A 23007-nucleotide genomic window follows, 5' to 3' on the forward strand; every position below is an offset into this window, starting at 1 on the left:
TCCCTCGACAGCTCCTACAGAGTCCGGGGTTACCCCGGGCTCAGGGTTTTACTTTTTTGCTACGTTGTTACCTTCTTGCAGACCCAGGTCAGCCAGTGCTTTTGCAGCAACCTTGGCTGGCAGCGGGATGTAGCCGTCTTTCACAACCACTTCCTGACCCTGTTTGGACAGAATCAGCTTCACGAACTCGGCTTCCAGCGGGGCCAGAGGCTTGTTCGGGGCTTTGTTGACGTAAACGTAGAGGAAACGCGACAGCGGGTACTTGCCGTTCAGGGCGTTTTCTTCGGTGTCTTCAACGAACTCGGTGCTGCCTTTCTTGGCCAGAGCTACAGTCTTCACGCTGGCGGTCTTGTAACCGATGCCCGAGTAACCCACGCCATTCAGCGAGGAGCTGATCGACTGCACGACCGAAGCCGAGCCTGGTTGTTCGTTGACGTTAGGCTTGTAGTCGCCTTTGCACAGGGCTTCTTCCTTGAAGTAGCCATAAGTGCCGGATACCGAGTTACGACCAAACAGTTGAACCGGCTTGTTGGCCAGGTCGCCGGTCACACCCAGGTCGCCCCAGGTTTTCACGTCGGCTTTGGCGCCGCACAGACGCGTCGAGGAGAAGATCGCGTCGACTTGCTCCATGGTCATGTGCTGGATCGGGTTGTCTTTATGAACGAAGACCGCCAGGGCATCCACGGCAACCGGGATTGCGGTTGGCTTGTAGCCGTATTTGGTTTCGAAGGCCTGAAGTTCGTTGTCCTTCATCTTGCGGCTCATCGGGCCCAGGTTAGCGGTGCCTTCAGTCAACGCAGGTGGCGCGGTAGAAGAACCGGCAGCCTGAATCTGGATATTTACGTTCGGGTATTCTTTTTTGTAGTTCTCAGCCCACAGGGTCATGAGGTTGGCCAGGGTATCGGAGCCGACGCTGGACAGGTTGCCCGACACACCAGTGGTCTTGGTGTAGCTCGGGATAGCAGGGTCAACAGCGGCAACCGCGTTGGCAGTCGCAACGCCAGCAGCGACAAAAGTCATTGCCGCCATCAAACGCTTCAGTTTCATGCCTTACTCCTAGCAGATAGGTGTGTTAAGTCGGGGCCAAGTATCAGCAGGCCGTGTGAACACTCTATGGCTGAAATATGACAATTAGATGAAAGGCCAGCATGTAGCGACAGATCGTTCCCATGCTCTGCGTGGGAATGCCGCCATGGACGCTCTGCGTCCGCTGTGAGAGGTGACGCGGAGCGTCACGGGATGCATTCCCACGCGGAGCATGGGAACGATCGGTTACGTGTTCAGCGACCTTTCTTCCAGAGATACGCGCCCACCAGAACCCCGACACCGCAGATGATCGCTACGTAATAGGCAGGCCCCATCGGGCTTTCCTTGAGCAGCAAGGTGACAACCATCGGGGTCAGGCCGCCGAAGATGGCGTAGGCCAGGTTGTAGGAGAACGACAGCCCGCTGAAACGCACCACCGCCGGAAATGCTTTGACCATCACATACGGCACCGCACCGATGGTGCCGACCAGCAAGCCGGTCAAGGCGTACATCGGGAACAGCCAGTCCGGGTGGTTGAACAGGCTGTGGTAGAAGGTCCACGAACTGATCAGCAACGCAGCACTGCCGAACACGAAGACACGACCCGCGCCGAAGCGGTCCGCCAGTACACCGGAGGCGACACAGCCCAGGCTCAGAAATACGATCGCCAGGCTGTTGGCCTGTAACGCGGTGGTTGGCGAGAAGTGGTAGACGGTCTGCAGCACGGTCGGGGTCATCAGGATGACCACGATGATGCCGGCGGACAGCAGCCAGGTCAGCAGCATGGAAATCAGGATCGCCCCGCGATGGTCGCGCAACACGGCCCGCAGCGGCACTTCTTCTGCCAGAGCCTTGCGCAGTTGCAACTCGGCGAATACTGGCGTCTCGTGCAACCAGCGACGCAGGTAAACCGAGAACAGGCCGAATACGCCACCCAGCAGGAACGGAATCCGCCAAGCGTAATCCGAGACTTCGACCGGGGTGTAAATGCTGTTGATCGCGGTGGCGACCAGCGAGCCCAGCAGGATACCGGCCGTCAGGCCGCAGGTCAGGGTGCCGCAGGCGTAGCCAATGTGCCGCTGCGGCACGTGTTCGGAAACGAATACCCACGCGCCCGGCACTTCACCGCCAATCGCAGCACCTTGAATCACCCGCATCAGCAGCAACAGGATCGGCGCCCACATGCCGATCTGCGCGTAAGTCGGTAGCAGGCCCATGATCAGGGTCGGCACCGCCATCATGAAAATGCTCAGGGTGAACATCTTCTTGCGTCCCAGCAGGTCGCCGAAGTGCGCCATGACGATGCCGCCCAGCGGCCGCGCCAGGTAGCCGGCGGCAAAGATCCCGAAGGTCTGCATCAAGCGCAGCCACTCGGGCATGTCGGCCGGGAAGAACAGCTTGCCGACCACCGTGGCGAAGAACACGAAGATGATGAAGTCGTAAAACTCCAGCGCACCGCCCAGGGCAGACAGTGACAACGTCTTGTAATCGCTGCGGGTCAGCGGACGTGCGGATTGAGTGGGCTGCGCGATGCTCGAGGGCGCTGTGGTCATGGCAAGGCTTCTCTTATAGTCGGATCTGCAACCCCAACAACGCTGGCTGAGGCTTGGGCAGGTCCGGCACGATAGCAAATTGTTCGAAAAAGCACATAGAGGTGCGTATTTGACGGTCGAAATGAGAACCGGACGGTCGTCTCGGAGTCTACCGATCGATATACTCGCAATCTTGCGACAGCTTGCAAGGGTTGCTGTGCGAAGACGCTGCTGGCTCTACCAGTCGATTTCGCAGAGTTTCCCTTTAGGCGCCTTACGAAAAACGTGACGAACGTAGTATGTTCGGGGCTGAATCGTTTTTCCTTGAGACGGCTATTCACCTGAAGTACTTATGAGAGTCACGGGTCAGAGGCACCCCCGGCATGATAGAGCTCGAACAAGAAGATCCAATCCCGCAAGGCGACCTGGCCCTGCAAATTACCGCGCTTCCCCGCGAAACCAACGGCTTCGGCGATATTTTCGGCGGTTGGCTGGTGTCGCAGATGGATTTGGCCGGCACCGCAATGGCCAGCAAAGTCGCCGGTGGCCGCGTGGCTACGGTTGCGATCGACCGCATGGCGTTTCTGGTTCCGGTAGCGGTGGGCGCTCAGCTTTCCTTTTATACCCAGGCGTTGGAAATCGGCCGCAGCTCGATTCAGATGATGGTCGAGGTCTGGAGTGACGATCCGCTGTCCAGCGAATGGCGTAAGGTGACTGAAGCCGTGTTTGTATTCGTCGCGATCGACGGCAGCGGTCGCACCCGTTCGGTTCCGCCAAGAGCTCGTTAAACACTGCGGCCTTTCTGCGGTCCATTGCAGTCATTGTTCCTGATCGAGAGTTGCCCCATGAGCACGCCCAACGTTGAAGCCGTGAAACTGGATGAACTGAACTGCTGGCGCATCCGCCACGGTCAGGCCGAATTGCTGGTTGCCCAGCAGGGCGCACACATCCTCAGTTATCAAGTGGCCGGGGAACCGCCGTTGATCTGGCTCAACGACGAGGCCGTGTTCAAGACTGGCAAGAGCATCCGCGCCGGGGTTCCGGTGTGCTGGCCATGGTTCGGCAATCTGCCGCGCAACCCGCAGAGCGTTCAGGCCATGCGCGTCGGCAATGAAGCGCCAACCGCTCACGGCTTTGTCCGGACAATGGACTGGGAACTGGGCGGCATCGAAACCGAAGGCGAAAGCCTGAAGGTGGAATTCCTTCTGCCCTACCCCGAAGACGGCTTCCCGGGCTGGCCGCATCAGGTGGATTTAAAGCTGAGCATCCGTTTGGACGAGCAACTGCATATCAGCCTGACCAGCCATAACCAGGGTGCTGACAGCGTCACCATCAGCCAGGCGCTGCACAGCTATTTCGCGGTCAGCGATGTACGCGAAGTACATGTCGAAGGGCTGGATGGCTTGAGTTACATCGAAACCCTGGACGACTGGAAAACCGTCACCCAGACCGGCGATCTGCGTTTTGTCGGCGAGACCGACCGTATCTATCTCAATACCCCGGCGAAGCTGAGCATTGTCGATCCGGCCTGGGAACGGCGCATCGAACTGACCAGCAGCGGTTCACGCTCGGCGGTGATCTGGAATCCGTGGATTGAACGCGCCGCAGCGTTCAGTGACATGGCCGACGATGGCTGGCAGCGCATGCTGTGCATTGAAACGGCGAACGTGATGGATGATGTGGTGACGCTGGCGCCGGGTGCGAGTCATACCCTGGGTGTCAGCATCGGCAGCAAACCTCTCTAAGCAACACCGCAATACGAAATGTGGGAGCCAGCCTGCTGGCGATGGCGTCATGTCAGTCAAATTGAAAGTATCTGACGGACCGCTATCGCCAGCAGGCTGGCTCCCACAGTTATTTTGGTTGGCTGCTAGAGATCTGATTCCTGTACCACCCGCACTTTCGCCGCATCCAGCGCATACGCTGCGTCAGCCAGGTCGTTGTTGACCTGCTCGATCTTCAGCGTGCCGGTCACCCACAGCGGTGTGTAGATGTCGTTCAGCTTCAAACCTTTGGGATAACGCACCAGCACCAATTGATTAGGTGGCGGTGGCGGCACGTGGATGCAGGCGCCCGGATACGGCACGAGGAAGAACAGCGTGCTGCGGCCCTGGGCGTCGGACTCCAGCGGCACCGGATAACCGCCGATGCGGATGTGCTTGTCGTTCATCGACGCCACGGTTTTGCTCGAATACATCACCGCCGGCAAGCCCTTGCTCTGCTTCATGCCACCCTTTTCGGTAAAGGTGCCATTGGCTTCGGGGGAGTTGTGGTCGATTTCAGGCATGGCCTCGAGGGCTTTCTGGTCCGACTTGGGCATCAGGTCGAGCCAGTCGGTTTCCGGCAGTTCGCCGGCATGGGCGAGGCCCGAGCCCAGTAAAAGGAAAGTCAGCAGAAGACGGCGCATGAAGGTGCTCGGCAAAGGAGAGGACAGTGCAACGCCGAGCATTCTAGCCCGCTCTGCCTGCAGCGCAGAGGGGGCTTTGTCGCTTTGAATCAGTTCTTTTTGATCAAACCGTAGATCACCAGCAACACCACCGCGCCAACCAGCGCACCGATGAAGCCTGCACCTTCGCCCGCATGATAGATGCCCAGAGCCTGGCCGCCATAAGTGGCCGCCAGCGAACCGCCAATACCGAGCAGGATGGTCATGATCCAGCCCATTTTGTCATCGCCCGGCTTCAGGAACCGCGCCAGCAGGCCGACGATCAAGCCGATAAAGATGGTTCCGATAATTCCCATGGCATTTCCCTCTGATTAAGTGCTACGTCCAAGCCTAGACAGACTTTGGCATCCTGCCATGAGAGAACGGCGGCCCCTGAATGGTTCCACCGCTGCCACATGAAACTGTTTACTCGGCGATAAGGGCTTCGACCTTGAGGATCTGCGCGGCCAGTGTTTCGCGGTCTGCACAACGCAGGTTGGCGTGGCCGACCTTGCGACCGACCTTGAACGCCTTGCCATAGTGATGCAGATGGCAATCGGCGATGGCCAGGACTTTCTCGGTCTCCGGCACTTTGCCGATGAAGTTGAGCATCGCGCTCTCGCCGACCTTGGCCGTCGAACCCAGCGGCAGACCGGCAACGGCCCGCAGGTGGTTTTCGAACTGGCTGCACTCGGCGCCTTCCGTGGTCCAGTGACCCGAGTTGTGCACACGCGGGGCGATCTCGTTGGCCTTGAGGCCACCGTCGACTTCAAAGAACTCGAACGCCATCACGCCAACGTAATTCAGCTGCTTGAGCACACGGCTGGAATAGTCTTCCGCCAAGGCTTGCAGCGGGTGGTCGGTGCTGGCCACGGACAACTTGAGGATGCCGCTGTCGTGGGTGTTGTGAACCAGCGGATAGAACCTGGTTTCGCCATCGCGGGCACGCACGGCAATCAGCGAGACTTCGCCGGTAAACGGCACGAAGCCTTCCAGCAGGCAAGCCACGCTGCCCAGTTCGGCGAACGTACCGGCCACATCTTCAGGCTTGCGCAGGACTTTCTGGCCCTTGCCGTCGTAACCCAGGGTGCGGGTTTTCAGCACGGCCGGCAGACCGATGGAAGCTACGGCAGCGTCCAGGTCGGCTTGCGATTGAATGTCGGCGAACGCCGGGGTGGGAATCCCCAGGTCCTTGAACATGCTCTTCTCGAACCAGCGATCACGAGCGATGCGCAGGGCTTCGGCGCTCGGATACACCGGGACGAATTGCGAGAGGAACGCGACGGTTTCAGCCGGGACGCTTTCGAACTCGAAGGTCACCAGATCGACTTCATCGGCCAGCTGACGCAGGTGATCCTGATCGCCGTAATCGGCCCGCAGGTGTTCGCCCAACGCGGCTGCACAAGCATCCGGCGCGGGGTCCAGGAAAGCGAAGTTCATGCCCAGCGGAGTACCCGCCAGCGCCAACATGCGACCCAACTGGCCGCCACCGATTACACCGATCTTCATCGTCAACAACCTCAGGCGATGCGTGGGTCTGGATTTTCCAGGACGCTGTCTGTCTGTTCAGCGCGGAATTTTTTCAGCACCGCGTGGAAGTGCGGGTGCTTGGCGCCGAGAATGCTCGCCGAGAGCAGCGCTGCGTTGATCGCGCCGGCCTTGCCGATGGCCAGGGTGGCAACCGGAATGCCCGCGGGCATCTGCACGATAGACAGCAGCGAATCGACGCCCGAGAGCATCGACGACTGCACCGGCACACCCAGTACCGGCAGGTGGGTCTTGGCCGCACACATGCCTGGCAAGTGGGCCGCGCCGCCGGCACCGGCGATGATCACCTCGATGCCACGCGCCTCAGCCTCTTCGGCGTACTGGAAGAGCAGGTCCGGGGTGCGGTGGGCAGAGACCACTTTCACCTCGTAAGGAATGCCGAGCTTTTCCAGCATATCGGCGGTGTGGCTAAGGGTGGACCAATCGGACTTGGAGCCCATGATCACGCCAACCAGTGCGCTCATCGTCGTGCCTCTTCTCTCTGGGCGCCCGCAGGCGCGTCAAAAAACAACAAGCCACGCAATATGCGTGGCTTGATTGTACGAATTATGGCCGGACGAACCGGCCGAAGGCCGCGCAGTATACCTCAATGAGGCAGATAAACAGCCCCCGAGACGACCATCTGTCATACGACGCAAAGCGCCGGTTTTATTGACTTCAGAGTCAGTCAATACAACATCATTCCCTGTGGGAGCGAGCCTGCTCGCGATGGCGTCGGCCCGGTCGACATTTGCGTTGAATATTAGTCCGCTATCGCGAGCAGGCTCACTCCCACAGGGTTAGTCGACATGTTCAAGAACTCTGCGCTGCGCCGCCTTCCAGTTTGCGCCACAGCAATCGCACGTTCGCCTTGCGCACCAGCGCGCAGCGGTACAAGCGAATCTCCAGCGGCACATGCCATTGCGGGCCGCCGCATACCACCAGTTCACCCCGAGCCAGTTCGGCGCGCACGCTGAGCCGCGGCACCCAGGCAATGCCCAACCCCTCCAGCGCCATGCTTTTAAGACTGTCGGCCATGGCCGTCTCGTAAATGGTGGTGAAGCGCAGCGCGCGCTGGCGCAGCAGCATGTTCACCGAACGCCCGAGAAATGCGCCGGCGCTGTAGGCGAGCAGCGGCACACTGCCTTCGCCTTCCAGATCGAACAGTGGCTTGCCGTCGGCGTCCGCCGCGCAGACCGGGAGCATTTCGGTGTTGCCAAGGTGCAGCGATGGAAAAATTTCCGGGTCCATCTGCATCGCGGCATCCGGGTCGTAGAACGCCAGCATCAAGTCACAACCGCCTTCGCGCAATGCATGCACGGCATCGCCGACGTTGGTCGCCACCAGGCGCGTCGCGATGTTCAGGCCTTCGTTACGCAACTGCGCGATCCAGCGCGGGAAGAAACCCAGCGCCAGGGAGTGAGCGGCGGCGACCTGCATCACCTCGCCCTGCCCGCCTTCCAGGTGATGAAGGTGACGCAGCACTTCACCGAGCTGCTCGACCACCGTCCGCGCGGTGACCAGAAACAGCTGCCCCGCCGCCGTCAGTTCGATCGGCGTGCGCGAGCGATTGACCAGGGTCAGCCCCAACGCGGCTTCAAGGCTGCGGATCCGTCGGCTGAATGCCGGCTGAGTCACGAAGCGTCGTTCGGCAGCCTGGGAGAAGCTGCGGGTGGCAGCCAGGGCACTAAAGTCCTCCAGCCATTTACTTTCAAGGTTCATCACGGCCTCCCGGACACGCACCAATTTAGGTCACACGCTCGCCGCAGACACGGCGTCACATGGGCATTATGCCGAATGTGCATAGGCTAGTGTTTAACAGCATTGGCCCAAAATTCTCCACAAGCCTAGCATTTGCAGCGTTCCGGCACAGACCGGGTCCATATCGAGATGATTTCTATCATGTCCTCCGCTGCATCTTTCCGCACAGAAAAAGACCTGCTTGGCGTACTCGAAGTACCTGCTCAAGCGTATTACGGCATCCAGACCCTGCGAGCGGTGAACAACTTCCGTCTCTCCGGCGTTCCGATTTCGCATTACCCGAAGCTGGTTGTCGGCCTGGCGATGGTTAAACAAGCCGCCGCTGACGCCAACCGCGAGTTGGGTCACCTGAGCGAAGCCAAGCACGCTGCCATCAGCGAAGCCTGTGCACGTTTGATCCGCGGCGATTTCCACGAAGAGTTCGTCGTGGACATGATTCAAGGCGGCGCCGGCACTTCAACCAACATGAATGCCAACGAAGTCATCGCCAACATCGCGCTGGAGGCCATGGGTCACCAGAAGGGCGAATACCAATACCTGCACCCGAACAACGACGTGAACATGGCGCAGTCGACCAACGACGCCTACCCGACCGCGATCCGTCTGGGTCTGCTGCTGGGTCACGACGCGCTGCTGGCCAGCCTCGACAGCCTGATCCAGGCGTTCGCCGCCAAGGGCCAAGAGTTCGCTCACGTCCTGAAAATGGGCCGTACCCAACTGCAAGACGCCGTGCCGATGACCCTCGGCCAGGAATTCCGCGCATTCGCCACCACGCTGGGCGAAGACCTGGCCCGTCTGAAGACGCTGGCCCCGGAACTGCTGACCGAAGTGAACCTGGGCGGCACCGCGATCGGTACCGGCATCAACGCCGACCCGCGCTACCAGCACCTGGCCGTTGAGCGTCTGGCGCTGATCAGCGGACAACCGCTGGTTCCGGCTGCCGACCTGATCGAAGCCACCTCCGACATGGGCGCCTTCGTGCTGTTCTCCGGCATGCTCAAGCGCACCGCTGTGAAGCTGTCGAAGATCTGCAACGACCTGCGCCTGCTGTCCAGCGGCCCACGCACCGGCATCAACGAAATCAACCTGCCAGCGCGTCAGCCAGGCAGCTCGATCATGCCCGGCAAGGTCAACCCGGTAATCCCGGAAGCGGTCAACCAGGTGGCGTTCCAGATCATCGGCAACGACCTGGCGCTGACCATCGCAGCCGAAGGCGGCCAGTTGCAACTGAACGTGATGGAGCCGCTGATCGCGTTCAAGATCTTCGACTCGATCCGCCTGCTGCAACGCGCCATGGACATGCTTCGCGAACACTGCATCGTCGGCATCACCGCCAACGAAGAGCGCTGCCGTGAACTGGTCGAACACTCGATCGGCCTGGTCACCGCGCTGAACCCGTACATCGGCTATGAAAACGCTACCCGTATCGCCCGTATCGCCCTCGAAAGCGGCCGCGGCGTGCTGGAACTGGTGCGCGAAGAAGGCTTGCTCGACGACGAAATGCTCGCCGACATCCTGCGCCCGGAAAACATGATTGCTCCGCGTCTGGTTCCGCTTAAAGCCTGATCCGACGCGTTACTTGTAGCACCGCTCACCAGGTCGAGGGACTAGACACCTCTCACCTTTTGAGGGCTTGGGGATTTGTTCCCCAAGCCCTTTTTTTTAACTTTTGAAAGGACTTCTGTCTTCTGTGGGAGTGAGCCTGCTCGCGATGCAGACACCGCGGTATCTCAGTTACACCGCGTTATCGTTCATCGCGATCAGGCTCACTCCTACAAGAGCCTGGCTCAAAAAAGTCAGGTGTTTCAAAGGCTTCGATTCATCGCTTGCACCACAACCGTGCAGACGGACGGCACACTCATAGGTATAGTGCCGCCCCTCTTCGCGTGAGCGGTCGTCGGTAACGAGGCCCAAACCCATGCGAAACCCGAACTAATAACAAACCCGCAATATGAAATCGGGACGAACCTTCGCCTCACCTGTTTTGCCGCGTGCAATCCGGTGTAACGCGATATTTCTGACCGCACAGCATTTGCCTACACAAAAAACAGCGAGGAATAATCCATGCTCGAAGTCATTAACGACTTCCTCTCAGGGAAAGTACTGATCGTGCTCATTGTCGGGCTCGGTAGCTACTTCACGATCCGCTCGCGTTTCGTTCAGTTCCGCCATTTCTTCCACATGTTCGCGGTGTTCCGCGACAGCCTCAAAAGCAGCGCTGGCCAGCTCAGTTCGTTCCAGGCCCTGATGCTCAGCCTCGCCGGCCGCGTCGGTGCAGGTAACATCGCCGGTGTCGGTATCGCCGTGACCCTGGGTGGCCCCGGTGCCGTGTTCTGGATGTGGGTGACCGCGCTGGTCGGCATGTCCAGCAGCTTCTTCGAATGCTCCCTCGGCCAGCTTTACAAGCGCTGCGACTCCGAAGGCCAGTATCGTGGCGGCCCGTCCTTTTACATCCAGCATGGCCTGCAGAAACGCTGGTTGGGCATGATCATGGCGTTCCTGCTGCTGATCACCTTCGGCTTCGCCTTCAACGGCCTGCAAGCCCATGCCGTGACCCACTCGCTGAACAACGCGTTCGGCTTCGACACCACTTACACCGGGCTGGCACTGGCGGTGTTGCTGGGTCTGGTGTTCATCGGCGGTATCAAGCGGATCGCCAAGGTCGCTGACCTGCTGGTGCCGGTGAAAACCCTGGCGTACATCGGCGTGACCCTCTACGTGATCGTGCTGCAGTTCGACCACGTTCCGGGCATGTTGATGACCATCGTCAAAAGCGCCTTCGGTCTGGATCAAGCCTTCGGCGGCCTGATCGGCAGCGCCATCGTCATGGGCGTGAAGCGCGGCGTGTTCGCCAACGAAGCAGGCCTGGGCAGTGCGCCGAACGTGGCCGCTGTGGCCTCGGTCGAGCACCCGGTATCGCAAGGTGTGGTTCAGGCGTTCAGCGTGTTCCTCGACACTTTCGTGATCTGCACCTGCACCGCGTTGCTGATCCTGCTGTCGGGCTTCTACACCCCGGGCTTCGAAGGCGATGGCATTGCCCTGACCCAGAACTCCCTGGCCGCCGTGGTCGGTGACTGGGGCCGGGTCTTCATTTCGGTGGCTCTGTCGTTGTTCGTGTTCACCTCGATCCTCTACAACTACTACCTGGGCGAGAACAACCTGCGCTTCATGCTGGGTGAAAACCGCAAGGCGCTGATCGGTTACCGCGCACTGGTACTGGTATTGATCTTCTGGGGTGCCATCGAAAACCTCGGCACCGTGTTCGCCTTCGCCGACATCACCATGACGATGCTGGCATTCGTGAACCTGATCGCGTTGTTCCTGCTGTTCAAGGTCGGCATGCGCATCCTGCGTGACTACGATGACCAGCGAGCTGCCGGCATCAAGACCCCGGTGTTCGATTCGAGCAAGTTCCCGGACCTGGACCTGGATCTGAAAGCCTGGCCAGCCAATCCGCCAGCCGCCACCACCGGGGCTCAAGCCCAGCCGCAAGGCGTACCCGCAGCGCAACGCTGATCGGTTAAAGTGCGGTATCCCCTGTGGGAGCGAGCCTGCTCGCGATAGCGGTTTGACAGTCAACATTGATGTTGAATGTTCCGGCCCTTTCGCGAGCAGGCTCGCTCCCACATTAGGAATGTCATTGTTCTCGGAGCGTCTCCATGAATTCCTCGACCTACCCTGCCGCCCAGCACGTCATGGTGCTCTACACCGGCGGCACCATCGGCATGCAAGCCAGCGCCCACGGCCTGGCCCCGGCGTCCGGTTTCGAAGCCCGGATGCGCGAGTATCTGCACAGCCAGCCTGACCTGGTCGTGCCGCAATGGCGCTTTCGCGAGATGTCGCCGCTGATCGACAGCGCCAACATGACCCCGGTTTACTGGCAGCAACTGCGTGAAGCGGTGGTCGATGCCGTCGATGTCCAGGGTTGCGACAGCGTGCTGATCCTGCATGGCACCGACACCCTCGCCTACAGCGCGGCGGCCATGAGTTTTCAATTGCTCGGCCTGCATGCCCGCGTGGTGTTCACCGGTTCCATGCTGCCGGCCGGCGTAACCGACAGCGATGCCTGGGAAAACCTCAGTGGAGCGTTGGTTGCTTTGGGTCACGGCCTGGCGCCGGGCGTTCATCTGTACTTCCACGGTGAGCAGCTGGACCCGACCCATTGCGCGAAGGTGCGCAGTTTCGGTCGTCATCCGTTCAAGCGGCTTGAGCGCCAGGGTGGCGGCGTGAAAGCGACTTCCGTGCCAGCGCAGTTGAATTACAACCAGGCTAAACAGCTGACGAAGGTTGCGGTGCTGCCGCTGTTCCCGGGCATCGGTGCCGAAATGCTGGACGGCCTGCTCGACAGCGGCATTCAAGGCCTGGTGCTGGAGTGCTACGGCAGCGGTACCGGGCCCAGCGATAACCCGGAGTTTCTCGCCAGCCTGGAGCGGGCGCGGGACAAGGGTGTTGTCGTTGTAGCCGTCACCCAATGCCATGAAGGTGGCGTCGAGCTGGATGTTTACGAGGCTGGCAGTCGCTTGCGCGGTGTCGGCGTGTTGTCCGGTGGAGGCATGACGCGCGAAGCGGCGTTCGGCAAGTTGCATGCGTTGTTGGCTGCAAATCTGGATAACGCTGAAGTGCGGCGCCTTGTAGAACTCGACCTCTGCGGCGAACTCAGCTGACACCCTGCAAAACCCTGTGGGAGCGAGCCTGCTCGCGATAGCGGTCGTCCATCCAACATCGATGCTGACTGACACACCGCCATCGCGAGCAGGCTCACTCCCACAGGATCTCCATCAGGCATACAACTTGCTGCGTTTCAGCCATCCCAAGGCTGGAACACCCCATGCTGCATTCCCATCTCACCACCCTCAACGCTGTCTCCCTGGTGCTCAACACCTTCAAGGCCGAGGGCTTGTCCAGCGAAGCCTTGCTGGCTGGAAGCGGCATCAGCCCGGCGGATCTGAGCCGGGCGGACACGCGCATCACCACCAACCAGGAGATGCAGGTCTGCGCCAACGCCGTCGCGCTCAAGCGTGACATCGGCCTGGAATTGGGCCGCCGGATGCACGTTTCGTCCTACGGCATGCTCGGGTACGCCTTACTCACCAGCGCCACTTTAGGTGACGCCTTGCGGCTGGCACTGCATTACCCGGCGCTATTGGGAACACTGTTCGAATTGAGCCTGGAAGAAGATAACGAGCGCATCTGGCTCACCGCTGGCGACTATCGGGAAAACCCTGCGCTGGCGCCCTTCAATGTCGAGTTTTGCCTGGTTTCGATGAAGGTCACTTGCGAAGACCTGCTCGGCCAACCGTTGCCGCTGCTTGGCGCCCGCTTCGAATACCCCGCACCGGACTATCAGGCACGCTACACCGAACGTTTCGATTGCCCCTTGCAGTTCGACGCTACGTCCAACGCCTTTGCCTTTGATAAACGCTGGCTCGATCAACCCTTGCCTCTGGCCGACGCCATCACCCATCAGGCCATGGCCGAACGCTGCCGCAAACAAAACACCGAGTTCACCGGTCGCCAGGTGTGGCTGGGGCGAATCCGCCAGTTACTCGGCGCGCAGTTGAATGCGGCGCCCGGCCTCGAAGGTTTGGCCGAGCAGATGAATTGCTCGGCGCGCACCTTGCGTCGGCATCTGAAGGATCTGGGCTGCAGTTATCAGGAATTGCTTGATGAACTGCGGTTCGAGCAGGCCAAACGCATGCTCTGCGATGACCAACTGCCGATCTATCAAATCGCCGAGGCATTGGGCTTCAGCGAGACCGCGAGCTTCCGTCATGCGTTCGTGCGCTGGAGCGGTGTAGCGCCGAGCCAGTTCAGACCCTGACGACTGATCGTTCCCACGCTCTGCGTGGGAATGCAGCCAGCGACGCTCTGCGTCACCGGGACGCGGAGCGTCCCAAGAGGCATTCCCACGCGAAGCATGGGAACGATCGGCCAGGGTTTGCGCCAATAAGGGAAGGGGCGAATTTCGGTCAATTCTTTTGGCCATATCGATCCCCTTTTGGCCTTTCCTGCCGTTCTCTCATACGCCGCGCGCCGCAAGACTGTGTTCAACCGAATCAGCCTGCGGAGAACAAGAAAATGCTGACGATCTACTCGCACGATCACCACCTGCACCACGGCCGTTGTGAATTGATGGACGGGCAACTGATGCCCTGCTTCGAAATGCCTTCGCGAGCCGATCATGTTCTGCAGCGTGTGCAGCACCGCGACCTCGGCCCGGTCGAAGCGCCGCAGGATTTCGGTCTCGACCCGATCGCGCGCATCCACAGCCGCGACTACCTCGACTTCTTCAAAGGTGCCTGGGCGCGCTGGACCGAATTCGGTACTGACGGCGACTTGCTGCCCTACACCTGGCCGGCCCGCACCCTGCGCCGGATCATCCCCACCAGCCTGCACGGCCAGCTCGGCTATTACAGCTTCGACGGCGGCGCACCGATTACCGCCGGCACCTGGCAAGCGGCATACAGTGCGGCGCAAGTCGCGCTGACCGCCCAAGCCGCCATTCAACGCGGCGCGCGCAGTGCCTTCGCCTTGTGCCGTCCACCGGGACACCACGCCGCCAGCGATTTGATGGGCGGTTATTGCTACCTCAACAACGCCGCCATCGCCGCTCAAGCCTTCCTCGACCAGGGCCATAAAAAGGTCGCGATCCTCGACGTCGATTACCACCACGGCAACGGCACTCAATCGATTTTCTACGAGCGCAGTGATGTGCTGTTTACCTCGATCCATGGCCATCCGGAAGCCGAGTTCCCGTTCTTCCTCGGCTATGAAGATGAGCTGGGTGAAGGCGCCGGCGAAGGCTTCAACTTCAACTACCCTTTGCCGGCAGGGAGCGGTTGGGACAGCTGGAGTGCCGCGCTGGAACAAGCCTGCAAAGAGATCGAAAAGTACGGCGCCGATATCGTCGTCGTTTCCCTGGGCGTCGATACATTCAAGGACGATCCGATCTCCCAGTTCAAGCTCGACAGCCCGGATTACCTGGCCATGGGCGCACGCATCGCCGGCCTCGGCAAGCCGACGCTGTTCGTGATGGAAGGCGGCTACGCGGTAGAAGAAATCGGCATCAATGCCGTGAACGTTCTCGAAGGTTTTGAAAGCGCCCAATGAGGAATTAGAACAATGATCAGTCTCAAGCGTTTTATCGCGCCCGCCCTGTGTGCCACCGTGCTCAGTGGCGCCGTTCATGCTGAAGAGCGAACGTTACGCGTCTACAACTGGTTCGACTACATCACTCCCAAAGCGCTGGAAGATTTCAAGGCCCAGAACCCCCAGACCAAACTGGTCTACGACATCTTCGACACCAACGAAGCGCTGGAGGCCAAGCTGCTGACCGGCAACTCCGGTTATGACGTGGTCGTGCCGTCCAACGTGTTTCTCGCCAAGCAGATCGAGGCCGGCGTTTTCCAGCCACTGGATCGCAGCAAACTGCCGAACTGGAACCACCTCGATCCCAAGCTGATGAAGCTGATCGAAGCCAACGATCCGGGCAACAAATTTGCCGTGCCGTACATGTACGGGACCATCCTGATCGGCTTCAACCCGGACAAGATCAAGGCTGCGCTGGGTGACAACGCACCGGTGGACAGCTGGGACCTGATCTTCAAGGAAGAGAACATCAGCAAGCTCAAGCAGTGCGGCGTGGCTTTGCTCGACTCGCCGTCGGAGATCCTGCCACTGGCGCTGCAACACCTCGGCCTGGACCCCAACAGCAAGAAACCGGCGGACTACGAAAAGGCTGAAGCGCTGTTGATGAAGATTCGTCCGTACATCACCTACTTCCATTCCTCGAAGTACATGGCCGACATTGCCAACGGTGACATCTGCGTCGCGGTCGGTTACTCCGGCAGCTTCTCCCAGGCCGCCAACCGCGCCAAGGAAGCCAAGAACGGCGTGCTCGTCGACATGCGCCTGCCCAAAGAAGGCGCGCCGATCTGGTTCGACATGCTCTCCATCCCGAAAGGCGCGAAGAACCCGGAAGACGCCTACACCTTCATCAACTACTTGTTGCAGCCGCAAGTGATTGCGCCTGTCAGCGACTTCGTCGGCTACCCGAACCCGAACAAGGACGCCACCGAACTGGTCGACCCGGCGATCCGCAACAACCCGAACCTGTACCCGACCGAAGCGGCGATGAGCACGCTGTACACCCTGCAACCGCTGCCCCGTGACGCCGAACGGGCAAGGACCCGGGCCTGGACCAAGATCAAGTCCGGGACTTGAGCAAACCATCATTTACGCACCCTTGAAGACCCGCCCCGTGCGGGTCTTTTTTTTTACCTGACGATATTTAAGTACCGCCCGACCGATCCCCCACCCCGCTACTTTCCGAACCTGACCGGCGCGTTGGCGCGCACGTCCCAGCCCCTCAGAAAGGAATGCACATGTCTTCTACCGAAACGAATGCAGTCGAAGCCGATCCGGCATCCAGCAATCCAAATGATCTGCTCACCCAACTGGTTACTGGCCCCTCTATCAGGGAGGTGGCCACTCGTATTCTTCGAGACGACCTGAAAAAGCTGTATCCACAATTGGACATTAACCCCGCTATGGCGATGGTCGTCACACCGACCTGGAAAATCATCGCCGGGACTGTCCACCCCGGATCATTGAGATTCGAGTCATTGACGGACACGCTGCTGCGGCACTCCGGCTCAGGCGGATCAGTGACCTATCTCGACGGTGAACATTTCCTGAGCCTGAATCCCGGAGCGACCACGCCTATCCACCTTCCGATCCAGATCGATGCGATAGGACGCCTGATCAATAAACTGTCCCCCATCCTGTTGGTGGCTTACCAGGAACAACAGCTCGAATACTGGGACCAGCCCGCCCAAGGCACGACCCTGCGTTGGCAGACGTTGTCGCAGTCATTGCGCCAGGTCTGGAATGTTGAAAAGGTTGAGGGCTGGGATACGCACCAGCTGGCCATTGCGCGCAACGTCTTCAACTATCCCGATGCAAAGTTGCGTACCCCCCATGACACCTACAAGATTCGGGTCTGCCTGATCGACCTCGACCGGCTCGATGGCGCAGTGTCCAGCCACCTCAATCGTACGGATCTGACCGTCGTGATCGGTACCGTCGAGACACGCACAATCATTCTGACCCACTCCATCGCTTCAGGCTTTGGGACATATGAGTCGCTGGAAAAGCTCGGCGAGGATTTGCCGAAGTATGTTGAAGAACTGCCTCCCGAGGCCACGCTCCAATGGCGCCTGTTCGAACCCGCCGGGAATTTTTTCGATCATCAGGCCGTCGCACTGATTGCTCTGCAGACGGATGCCATTGCCAGCCTGGAGTTTGCAAAACGGACCAGCAGGCCGGCGATTCCCGCCCTCACCCATCCCGCAACAGAGGTGAGCGGCAGGACTCAAACCACCCAGGTTTCGCACTTCGAAAAGGTGCAGCGGCTGATCCCCGAATGGCTGAACGACGCTTCGCCATTCGATCTGGGTTGCTACAGCCGACACCTGTTTGATCTGGCGCTGCTGCAACTGCGTAACAACGGAAAATCCTTCGACGACGATATTGCTCCGATCAAGAAATTCGCGCTGGATGCACTTCGAGCCCACATGCTCAAAAGCCACAGTGATGTTGCCAGCATGAAGCTTGAGAACGTCGAGATCGTTGTTGAGAGTCAAGTGGTATGGGGGACATTCACGGCTCCCGGCATGAGCGAGACCAAACGCCTGGGCCTTGCCGAACTGGCACTCGACAACCTCATCGCCCTTCCGTTGGGCAACCAGTCGGTGCAGTACAAAGACGGCACAGCGGTGCCCACGTGGATGACGCCCGACTATGTCAAGAAGGCCATCAGCGCTGTCGATATCGGTGCGACCTACCCCGCGTGGGTCAAGAGCAAGCTACTGGATGACCCGGTGGAATCGCTGCGCCGTCAACGCCTCTACGCCAGTAACTTGCGTATTCAGCTGGCGCTGCAAGCATTGCAAAGCAAAATCCTCGGCGAACATGGCATCGACGAAAAGGGCTATCGCTACGTCGTGGCGGCAATGAATGTGCTGAACGCCGACCGGTGGGTCGACGGGCAAGAGATCGTCATCCGTCCGCTGGCGTTCATTCCCAGCCAGCGGAATAACAAAACCCCTGATGAAGTCACCAACATGTTTGTGATCGGGCCACGAGACATGGCCAAGGGGCCCTGCATTCTCTATCGCCCACTGCTTGAGCAACCGCTGACGCAGTACCCCACGGCCGCCAACCTGCTGTATGCGATCAAACACTCCAAGGAGCTGCGGGCATCAACCCTGGCATGGTTGCCGGACAACGTTCGGTTCAACTATTCGCAGTATGTCTTCCCGGGGGAATTGCCTTCGGTCTGGACGTTGTCACAACTGCTGGTCGACTCAAGCATTGCCCGGCAGATGAGCGGGCCGGTGTCGTTCGGGCAGAAAGTGATCGAGCATGACCGCCTGATGAAACTGTTCAAGGCCAACGCCAACGCGCTGATCATGAAGGGCGAGCGGGATTCGGTGTCCAATGCCGAAAGCCGCTGGGCCAGTTTCAAACAACACGCCTGGATGATATTCAGCGCCGTGTTGCCGTTTCTCGGTCGAACCGCCGGAACGGCTGCGTGGATCTGGCAGATTCTGGACGATCTTCAAGAAGGCATCGACGCCCGGGAAAACCAGGATACGACGGCACAATGGTCCGCCCTGACCGACTTGTTCCTGACCCTGGGCATGGTGCTGGCTCACCACGCGATTGCCCGCCGCCAACCCGCGCGGGACCGCGTATCGCAGACCGAAAAACCCGTTATTGCCGGCACGCAGAAAAGTCCTCCGGCCCAGACCCCGGCCAGCATACAACTGCCTGATATTGCGGACGATTATCTGCCGGTTGAACACCAGACCTCGCTTCACCCCACGACCGTGCTCAATAGCAACAGCGCAGGGCTGGGGCCAACCCTGGACCGATACAAAATCCCTAAACCGCAAGGACTCGGAGCGGCCAGTACCGAAGGCTTGTACAAACACCTCTATGAACATCAGTCCAAATACTATGCCCCGGTGGGCGAACGATGGTTCGAAGTCTTCGTGAACGACGATGAAGTTGTCCAGATCATTGATACCCGCAAGCAACCTTCCATCAACGGCCCCTTGTTGATCAGCAATTCCAAAGGCGAATGGGTCATCGATATCAGGCTGCGCCTGCGGGGCGGCGGCAAGAAAAGCAGGCTCAAGGCATTACAAAAAGCCAACGCAAGCAAAACCGCCGAGATCAAGACTCATCTGGCCGTCTTCGATGCGCAAATGGCGGACAAACGAAAAAGTATTAACGATGCCTACATAACCATGAAAGACGCCCCCCCAGAGGCAATCGCTGCCGCTCGACAAACATTTCTCGAAAAACTTGAGGAGCGCACCGTCGAATATGAAACCACGATCGAGAAATTAAAATCGCTCAATCTGGTCGAGGATGTGCCCAACTATCGTGTTGCGATGATCGAAATGCTGGGAACTCAACTGTTTTTCAACCAAACCTGGATCGACGAGAAATACCCGGCATTCGTCGATGCCCTGAAGCTGACCATGGAACATCTCGATGCCGAAGAAAAAAGCGGCCCCCCTCCTCCCGCCGGGACGTTTGAAACCATGTCAGACCTGACCCAAGGGATTATTCAGAAGGTCGAGTTCGCTCAGTTGCGCTTCCAGGAGTTGAGACGACTGGGCAAAAACGCTGAGCAGTTGCTCCTCGATTACCAAAAATCACTGCCTAAATTCAACCTCCCGGACCTCAAGTCCCTGCAGGTCACGCTGGCCCGCGAGCTGTGCCTCAAATCTGGCGAAACGCCCGAACGGTCCGCAGCCAAAGCTTCCATCGAGCAGATTGTCGAAGATGCCGATCTGACGGTGAATAGTGCAATGGAGTTGATGGGTGATGAGCAGCTGCTGAACATGGGTGACCGGATCGAGGCCTTGAACAGTCTGGTCGATCAGTTCGCCGCCATCGAACAGCGCCTCAAGAGCTTCACAGCGACCTACCAGGAGCAGATCGTGCAAAAGCAATTTGAGCGACTGCAGGGCCGTATCGAGGAGTTCCATCAGCAGACCGTAGGGCATCTGGCGGACTTGCTGCGCGAGCAGCGACTCCTGGAGCCTGCACCCGGCCCGTCACGCACCTCATCGGCGTCAAACAAGAGAGTCATCACGACGCGCTTCAAAGGCACCGTGATCGGCCAGACCCGTAAAACCGCGCCCGGAAAAATGGTCCTCGTGGACGTCACCGCCCCGGTGACCGGCAAGGTGATTGCCACTTTCCACGAAAAGAGCCCTGGGGTCTGGGTCGAACGGTTGACGAAGAAACCGCAGGCTCCCAAATCGCGCCTGCCTGACCCGGGGGCACGCATAACGGCAGGACAATCGCTGCTGGATTCTCTGCCCGCCTTTATGCAACGTGCCGAAGCTGACTCAAAACAGTCCTGGCAGCTTCCGGTGGAAATAGAGGAAGTGTTCCACCAGCAGGCCTCTCGCCTTGAAGACGCCGCCAAAGCGATCAACGCAGCGCTCATCCAAAGCAATGCCACGCAGGATCATACGAACGAGGCACAACCGGTATTGACGCAACTGGCCACACAAACCACCCGACTCTATGCCGAAGGCCATCGCCTGCGGCTTGAGATGACCAAACGACAACCGCCTACCGCCGCCCGCGTCGAATGGTTACACAGCAAAGGCGAAGTCGACATCGTGCACGTGGGAGACCGACGTCGACTCAAAGGGCAGCGCCGGGACTATCTGCAGGAATACGAAGTGCGGGAGGCCACCACCGCCCGCGTGCTTTGGTACGCCCACTTTCACTACGCCCAGCTCAAGGACGAGGTCCAGGCCTATACCGCCGCTCATTTGAAAACCCGCGAGCAACGGCTGCTGGGCAGTGTCGATATAGGGGCAAGCACCAGCAACCAGGAAGCGATCGAGATCTATCGCAGCAGAATCAGCCCTCAGCTGGCCCGCTCGCTGTTCCTTCCCAAGGTGAGCACTTCCTGACGCACCATCCACAGACCAGCTCTCCCGTTCATCTCGCTGTCAGCGTCGAAGACATTGCACAGCGAGATGAAAAGACGATCCTGCAGCCGACTACGTACTGCGTCGAATCACCAGTGCGCCCTTTACCGGCACCAGGCACTGCGCAAACGCGCAAGCGCTGATTCGATGGCCGCCTCCGGCACCGCCGCAAAACCCAGCACCAGCCCCGCTCGCTGATCCGCCGGAGTGCTCGAATCCGGTAGCCAGTAACTGCTCAGGCCGTTGATCTCGACATCGACGCGGGCTGCGGCTTCAATCAGTTCGCGCTCGCGGGCCTGAGTGTCGACCGCCACCGTCAAGTGCAGCCCTGCCGCGACATTCGGCAGGCTGCCAACTCCGGGAATGTCCGAGGGCCAGTTGGCCAGAAGTGTATTGCGACGACTCAACGCGGCGCGGCGCATGCGGCGGATGTGCCGCTGGAAATGCCCGGCCGCCATGAATTCGGCCATGACGGCCTGGGTGCTTACCTCGGAATGGCGCACATCGACCGCGCGGCGCTGGGCGAAAGCGTCCACCAATGCCGCTGGTAGCACCAGATAGCCCAGGCGCAATGCCGGAAAAGCCACTTTGCCGAACGTGCCGACGTAGAGCACCCGCCCGTGGCGATCAAGCGCAGCCAGCGGGGCCAGTGGCGCGCCGCTGTAACGGTATTCGCCATCGTAATCATCCTCGACGATCCAGCCCCCGGTTCGCTCGGCCCAGGCCAACAACTCCAACCGCCGCGCCAGACTCATCACCACCCCGGTCGGGTATTGATGCGACGGCGTGACATAGGCCAAACGACAATCCTTGAGCCCGTTCAATTCGGTGCAGTCGATACCCTCGCTGTCCACCGCCACCCCGTGCAATCGCGCACCGGCCACGGCGAACGCATGACCCGCCGCCCGATACCCCGGATTCTCGATCGCGACGCCATCGCCCGGCTCTACCAGCAGCTGTGCACAAAGGCTAATCCCTTGCTGTGCGCCACTGGTGATCACTATTTGCTCAGCCGTGCACTGCATCCCCCGGGAGCTGCGCAAATACGCGGCAATCAGACCGCGTAAACGGGCGTCGCCTGCCGGATCGCCGTAACACAACTGCTGCAGATCCGGTTTACGCCAGAAAGCCGCATTCAGCTTGGCCCAAACCTCGAACGGGAACAGGTCGAACGCCGGAACACCGACCCGAAACGCTCGGGGCGGACCACTCGGCGGCAAGGCCAAATGGTTCTTTTCCACGCGCCCCAGCGCACCGCTGTGGATAACTTTGCTGGATGAAACCACAGGTAAATCCAGCCAATTTGTGGATAAGGCTGTGGATAACCCTGTTGACAACCCTGTGGACACTTTTGTGGATAGTTTTTTCACCGGCAACACTGATTGAGGCAATTGCGCGACATACGTCCCGTCACCCACACGCCCTTCAATAAAGCCCTCGGCGTAGAGCTGATCGTAGGCCCGGACCACGCTGTTTCGGGAAATCGACAACGCCGCCGCCAGATCGCGACTGGCCGGTAATCGCGTACCGCTGGCCAGCCGACCGTCGAGCACTCGCACCCGCAGGGCTTGATAGAGCTGACGACTCAAACCCTGACGGCGATCGAGTTCGATACCCGCCGGGTTGAATGACAAGGACAGTGGCTCGCGGGTCATGGCAATGGACCTATGAAATTGGTCGTTAATGGCTCTTACAACAGACCAATAGC

Annotated in this window: 17 protein-coding genes; 9 read left to right on the forward strand and 8 right to left on the reverse strand. The window is 59.6% G+C overall.

The features are described 5' to 3' along the window. Window positions 1-48: 48 nt before the first annotated feature. Entirely contained in the window at window positions 49-1047 is a 999-nt protein-coding gene (locus tag ACQ4OB_RS11420) for a phosphate ABC transporter substrate-binding protein PstS (protein WP_074872095.1), read from the reverse strand. Between the two features lie 233 nt (window positions 1048-1280). Then, window positions 1281-2579: an MFS transporter gene (locus tag ACQ4OB_RS11425; protein ID WP_076029248.1), complete on the reverse strand. Its 1299-nt coding sequence runs from the start codon at window positions 2577-2579 to the stop codon at window positions 1281-1283. Window positions 2580-2941: 362 nt separating this feature from the next. Between ACQ4OB_RS11425 and ACQ4OB_RS11430 the strand changes: the two genes are divergently transcribed. Continuing rightward, window positions 2942-3346: an acyl-CoA thioesterase gene (locus ACQ4OB_RS11430; protein ID WP_003177184.1), complete on the forward strand. Its 405-nt coding sequence runs from the start codon at window positions 2942-2944 to the stop codon at window positions 3344-3346. Window positions 3347-3403: 57 nt separating this feature from the next. Then, entirely contained in the window at window positions 3404-4303 is a 900-nt protein-coding gene (locus tag ACQ4OB_RS11435; protein WP_430955708.1) for a D-hexose-6-phosphate mutarotase, read from the forward strand. 125 nt (window positions 4304-4428) lie between these two features. Here the strand turns inward: ACQ4OB_RS11435 and ACQ4OB_RS11440 are convergent, their stop codons facing one another. The 5 genes from ACQ4OB_RS11440 to ACQ4OB_RS11460 form a co-directional block, all read right to left on the reverse strand. Next, window positions 4429-4965, reverse strand: a complete 537-nt coding sequence (locus ACQ4OB_RS11440; RefSeq protein ID WP_074880413.1) for a DUF3299 domain-containing protein — start codon at window positions 4963-4965, stop codon at window positions 4429-4431. 89 nt (window positions 4966-5054) lie between these two features. Further along, window positions 5055-5300, reverse strand: a complete 246-nt coding sequence (locus ACQ4OB_RS11445) for a GlsB/YeaQ/YmgE family stress response membrane protein (RefSeq protein WP_074872101.1) — start codon at window positions 5298-5300, stop codon at window positions 5055-5057. A gap of 109 nt (window positions 5301-5409) precedes the next feature. Beyond that, entirely contained in the window at window positions 5410-6492 is a 1083-nt protein-coding gene (locus ACQ4OB_RS11450) for a 5-(carboxyamino)imidazole ribonucleotide synthase (RefSeq protein ID WP_074872103.1), read from the reverse strand. An 11-nt stretch (window positions 6493-6503) separates the two neighbouring features. Further along, the gene (purE, locus tag ACQ4OB_RS11455) at window positions 6504-6995 is read right to left on the reverse strand and encodes a 5-(carboxyamino)imidazole ribonucleotide mutase (RefSeq protein WP_074872105.1); all 492 of its coding nucleotides are present in this window, start codon (window positions 6993-6995) and stop codon (window positions 6504-6506) included. Between the two features lie 328 nt (window positions 6996-7323). Further along, window positions 7324-8232 (reverse strand): LysR substrate-binding domain-containing protein, encoded by a 909-nt coding sequence (locus tag ACQ4OB_RS11460; RefSeq protein WP_074872107.1) that lies wholly within the window; start codon window positions 8230-8232, stop codon window positions 7324-7326. A 180-nt stretch (window positions 8233-8412) separates the two neighbouring features. Between ACQ4OB_RS11460 and aspA the strand changes: the two genes are divergently transcribed. The 7 genes from aspA to ACQ4OB_RS11495 all read left to right on the forward strand — a co-directional run bounded on the left by aspA (window position 8413) and on the right by ACQ4OB_RS11495 (window position 21281). Next, complete coding sequence (gene aspA / locus ACQ4OB_RS11465; protein WP_008150027.1) at window positions 8413-9837, forward strand: aspartate ammonia-lyase; 1425 nt, start codon at window positions 8413-8415, stop codon at window positions 9835-9837. Between the two features lie 498 nt (window positions 9838-10335). Then, the gene (locus tag ACQ4OB_RS11470) at window positions 10336-11787 is read left to right on the forward strand and encodes an alanine/glycine:cation symporter family protein (protein ID WP_430955709.1); all 1452 of its coding nucleotides are present in this window, start codon (window positions 10336-10338) and stop codon (window positions 11785-11787) included. A gap of 143 nt (window positions 11788-11930) precedes the next feature. Then, window positions 11931-12935: an asparaginase gene (locus ACQ4OB_RS11475; protein WP_430955710.1), complete on the forward strand. Its 1005-nt coding sequence runs from the start codon at window positions 11931-11933 to the stop codon at window positions 12933-12935. Window positions 12936-13099: 164 nt separating this feature from the next. Beyond that, complete coding sequence (locus ACQ4OB_RS11480) at window positions 13100-14092, forward strand: AraC family transcriptional regulator (protein WP_074872112.1); 993 nt, start codon at window positions 13100-13102, stop codon at window positions 14090-14092. Between the two features lie 257 nt (window positions 14093-14349). Further along, a complete protein-coding gene (locus ACQ4OB_RS11485) occupies window positions 14350-15381 on the forward strand; it encodes a histone deacetylase family protein (protein ID WP_076029243.1) in 1032 nt (343 codons plus the stop codon). Between the two features lie 12 nt (window positions 15382-15393). Beyond that, entirely contained in the window at window positions 15394-16494 is a 1101-nt protein-coding gene (locus ACQ4OB_RS11490) for a polyamine ABC transporter substrate-binding protein (RefSeq protein WP_074872116.1), read from the forward strand. Window positions 16495-16655: 161 nt separating this feature from the next. Further along, complete coding sequence (locus ACQ4OB_RS11495) at window positions 16656-21281, forward strand: dermonecrotic toxin domain-containing protein (protein WP_430955711.1); 4626 nt, start codon at window positions 16656-16658, stop codon at window positions 21279-21281. 122 nt (window positions 21282-21403) lie between these two features. Here the strand turns inward: ACQ4OB_RS11495 and ACQ4OB_RS11500 are convergent, their stop codons facing one another. Continuing rightward, window positions 21404-22954, reverse strand: a complete 1551-nt coding sequence (locus ACQ4OB_RS11500; RefSeq protein ID WP_430955712.1) for a PLP-dependent aminotransferase family protein — start codon at window positions 22952-22954, stop codon at window positions 21404-21406. Window positions 22955-23007 lie beyond the last annotated feature (53 nt).

The sequence above is a fragment of the Pseudomonas sp. ES4 genome, from assembly GCF_050586665.1.
In the GTDB taxonomy this organism is placed as follows: Bacteria; Pseudomonadota; Gammaproteobacteria; order Pseudomonadales; family Pseudomonadaceae; genus Aquipseudomonas; species Aquipseudomonas frederiksbergensis.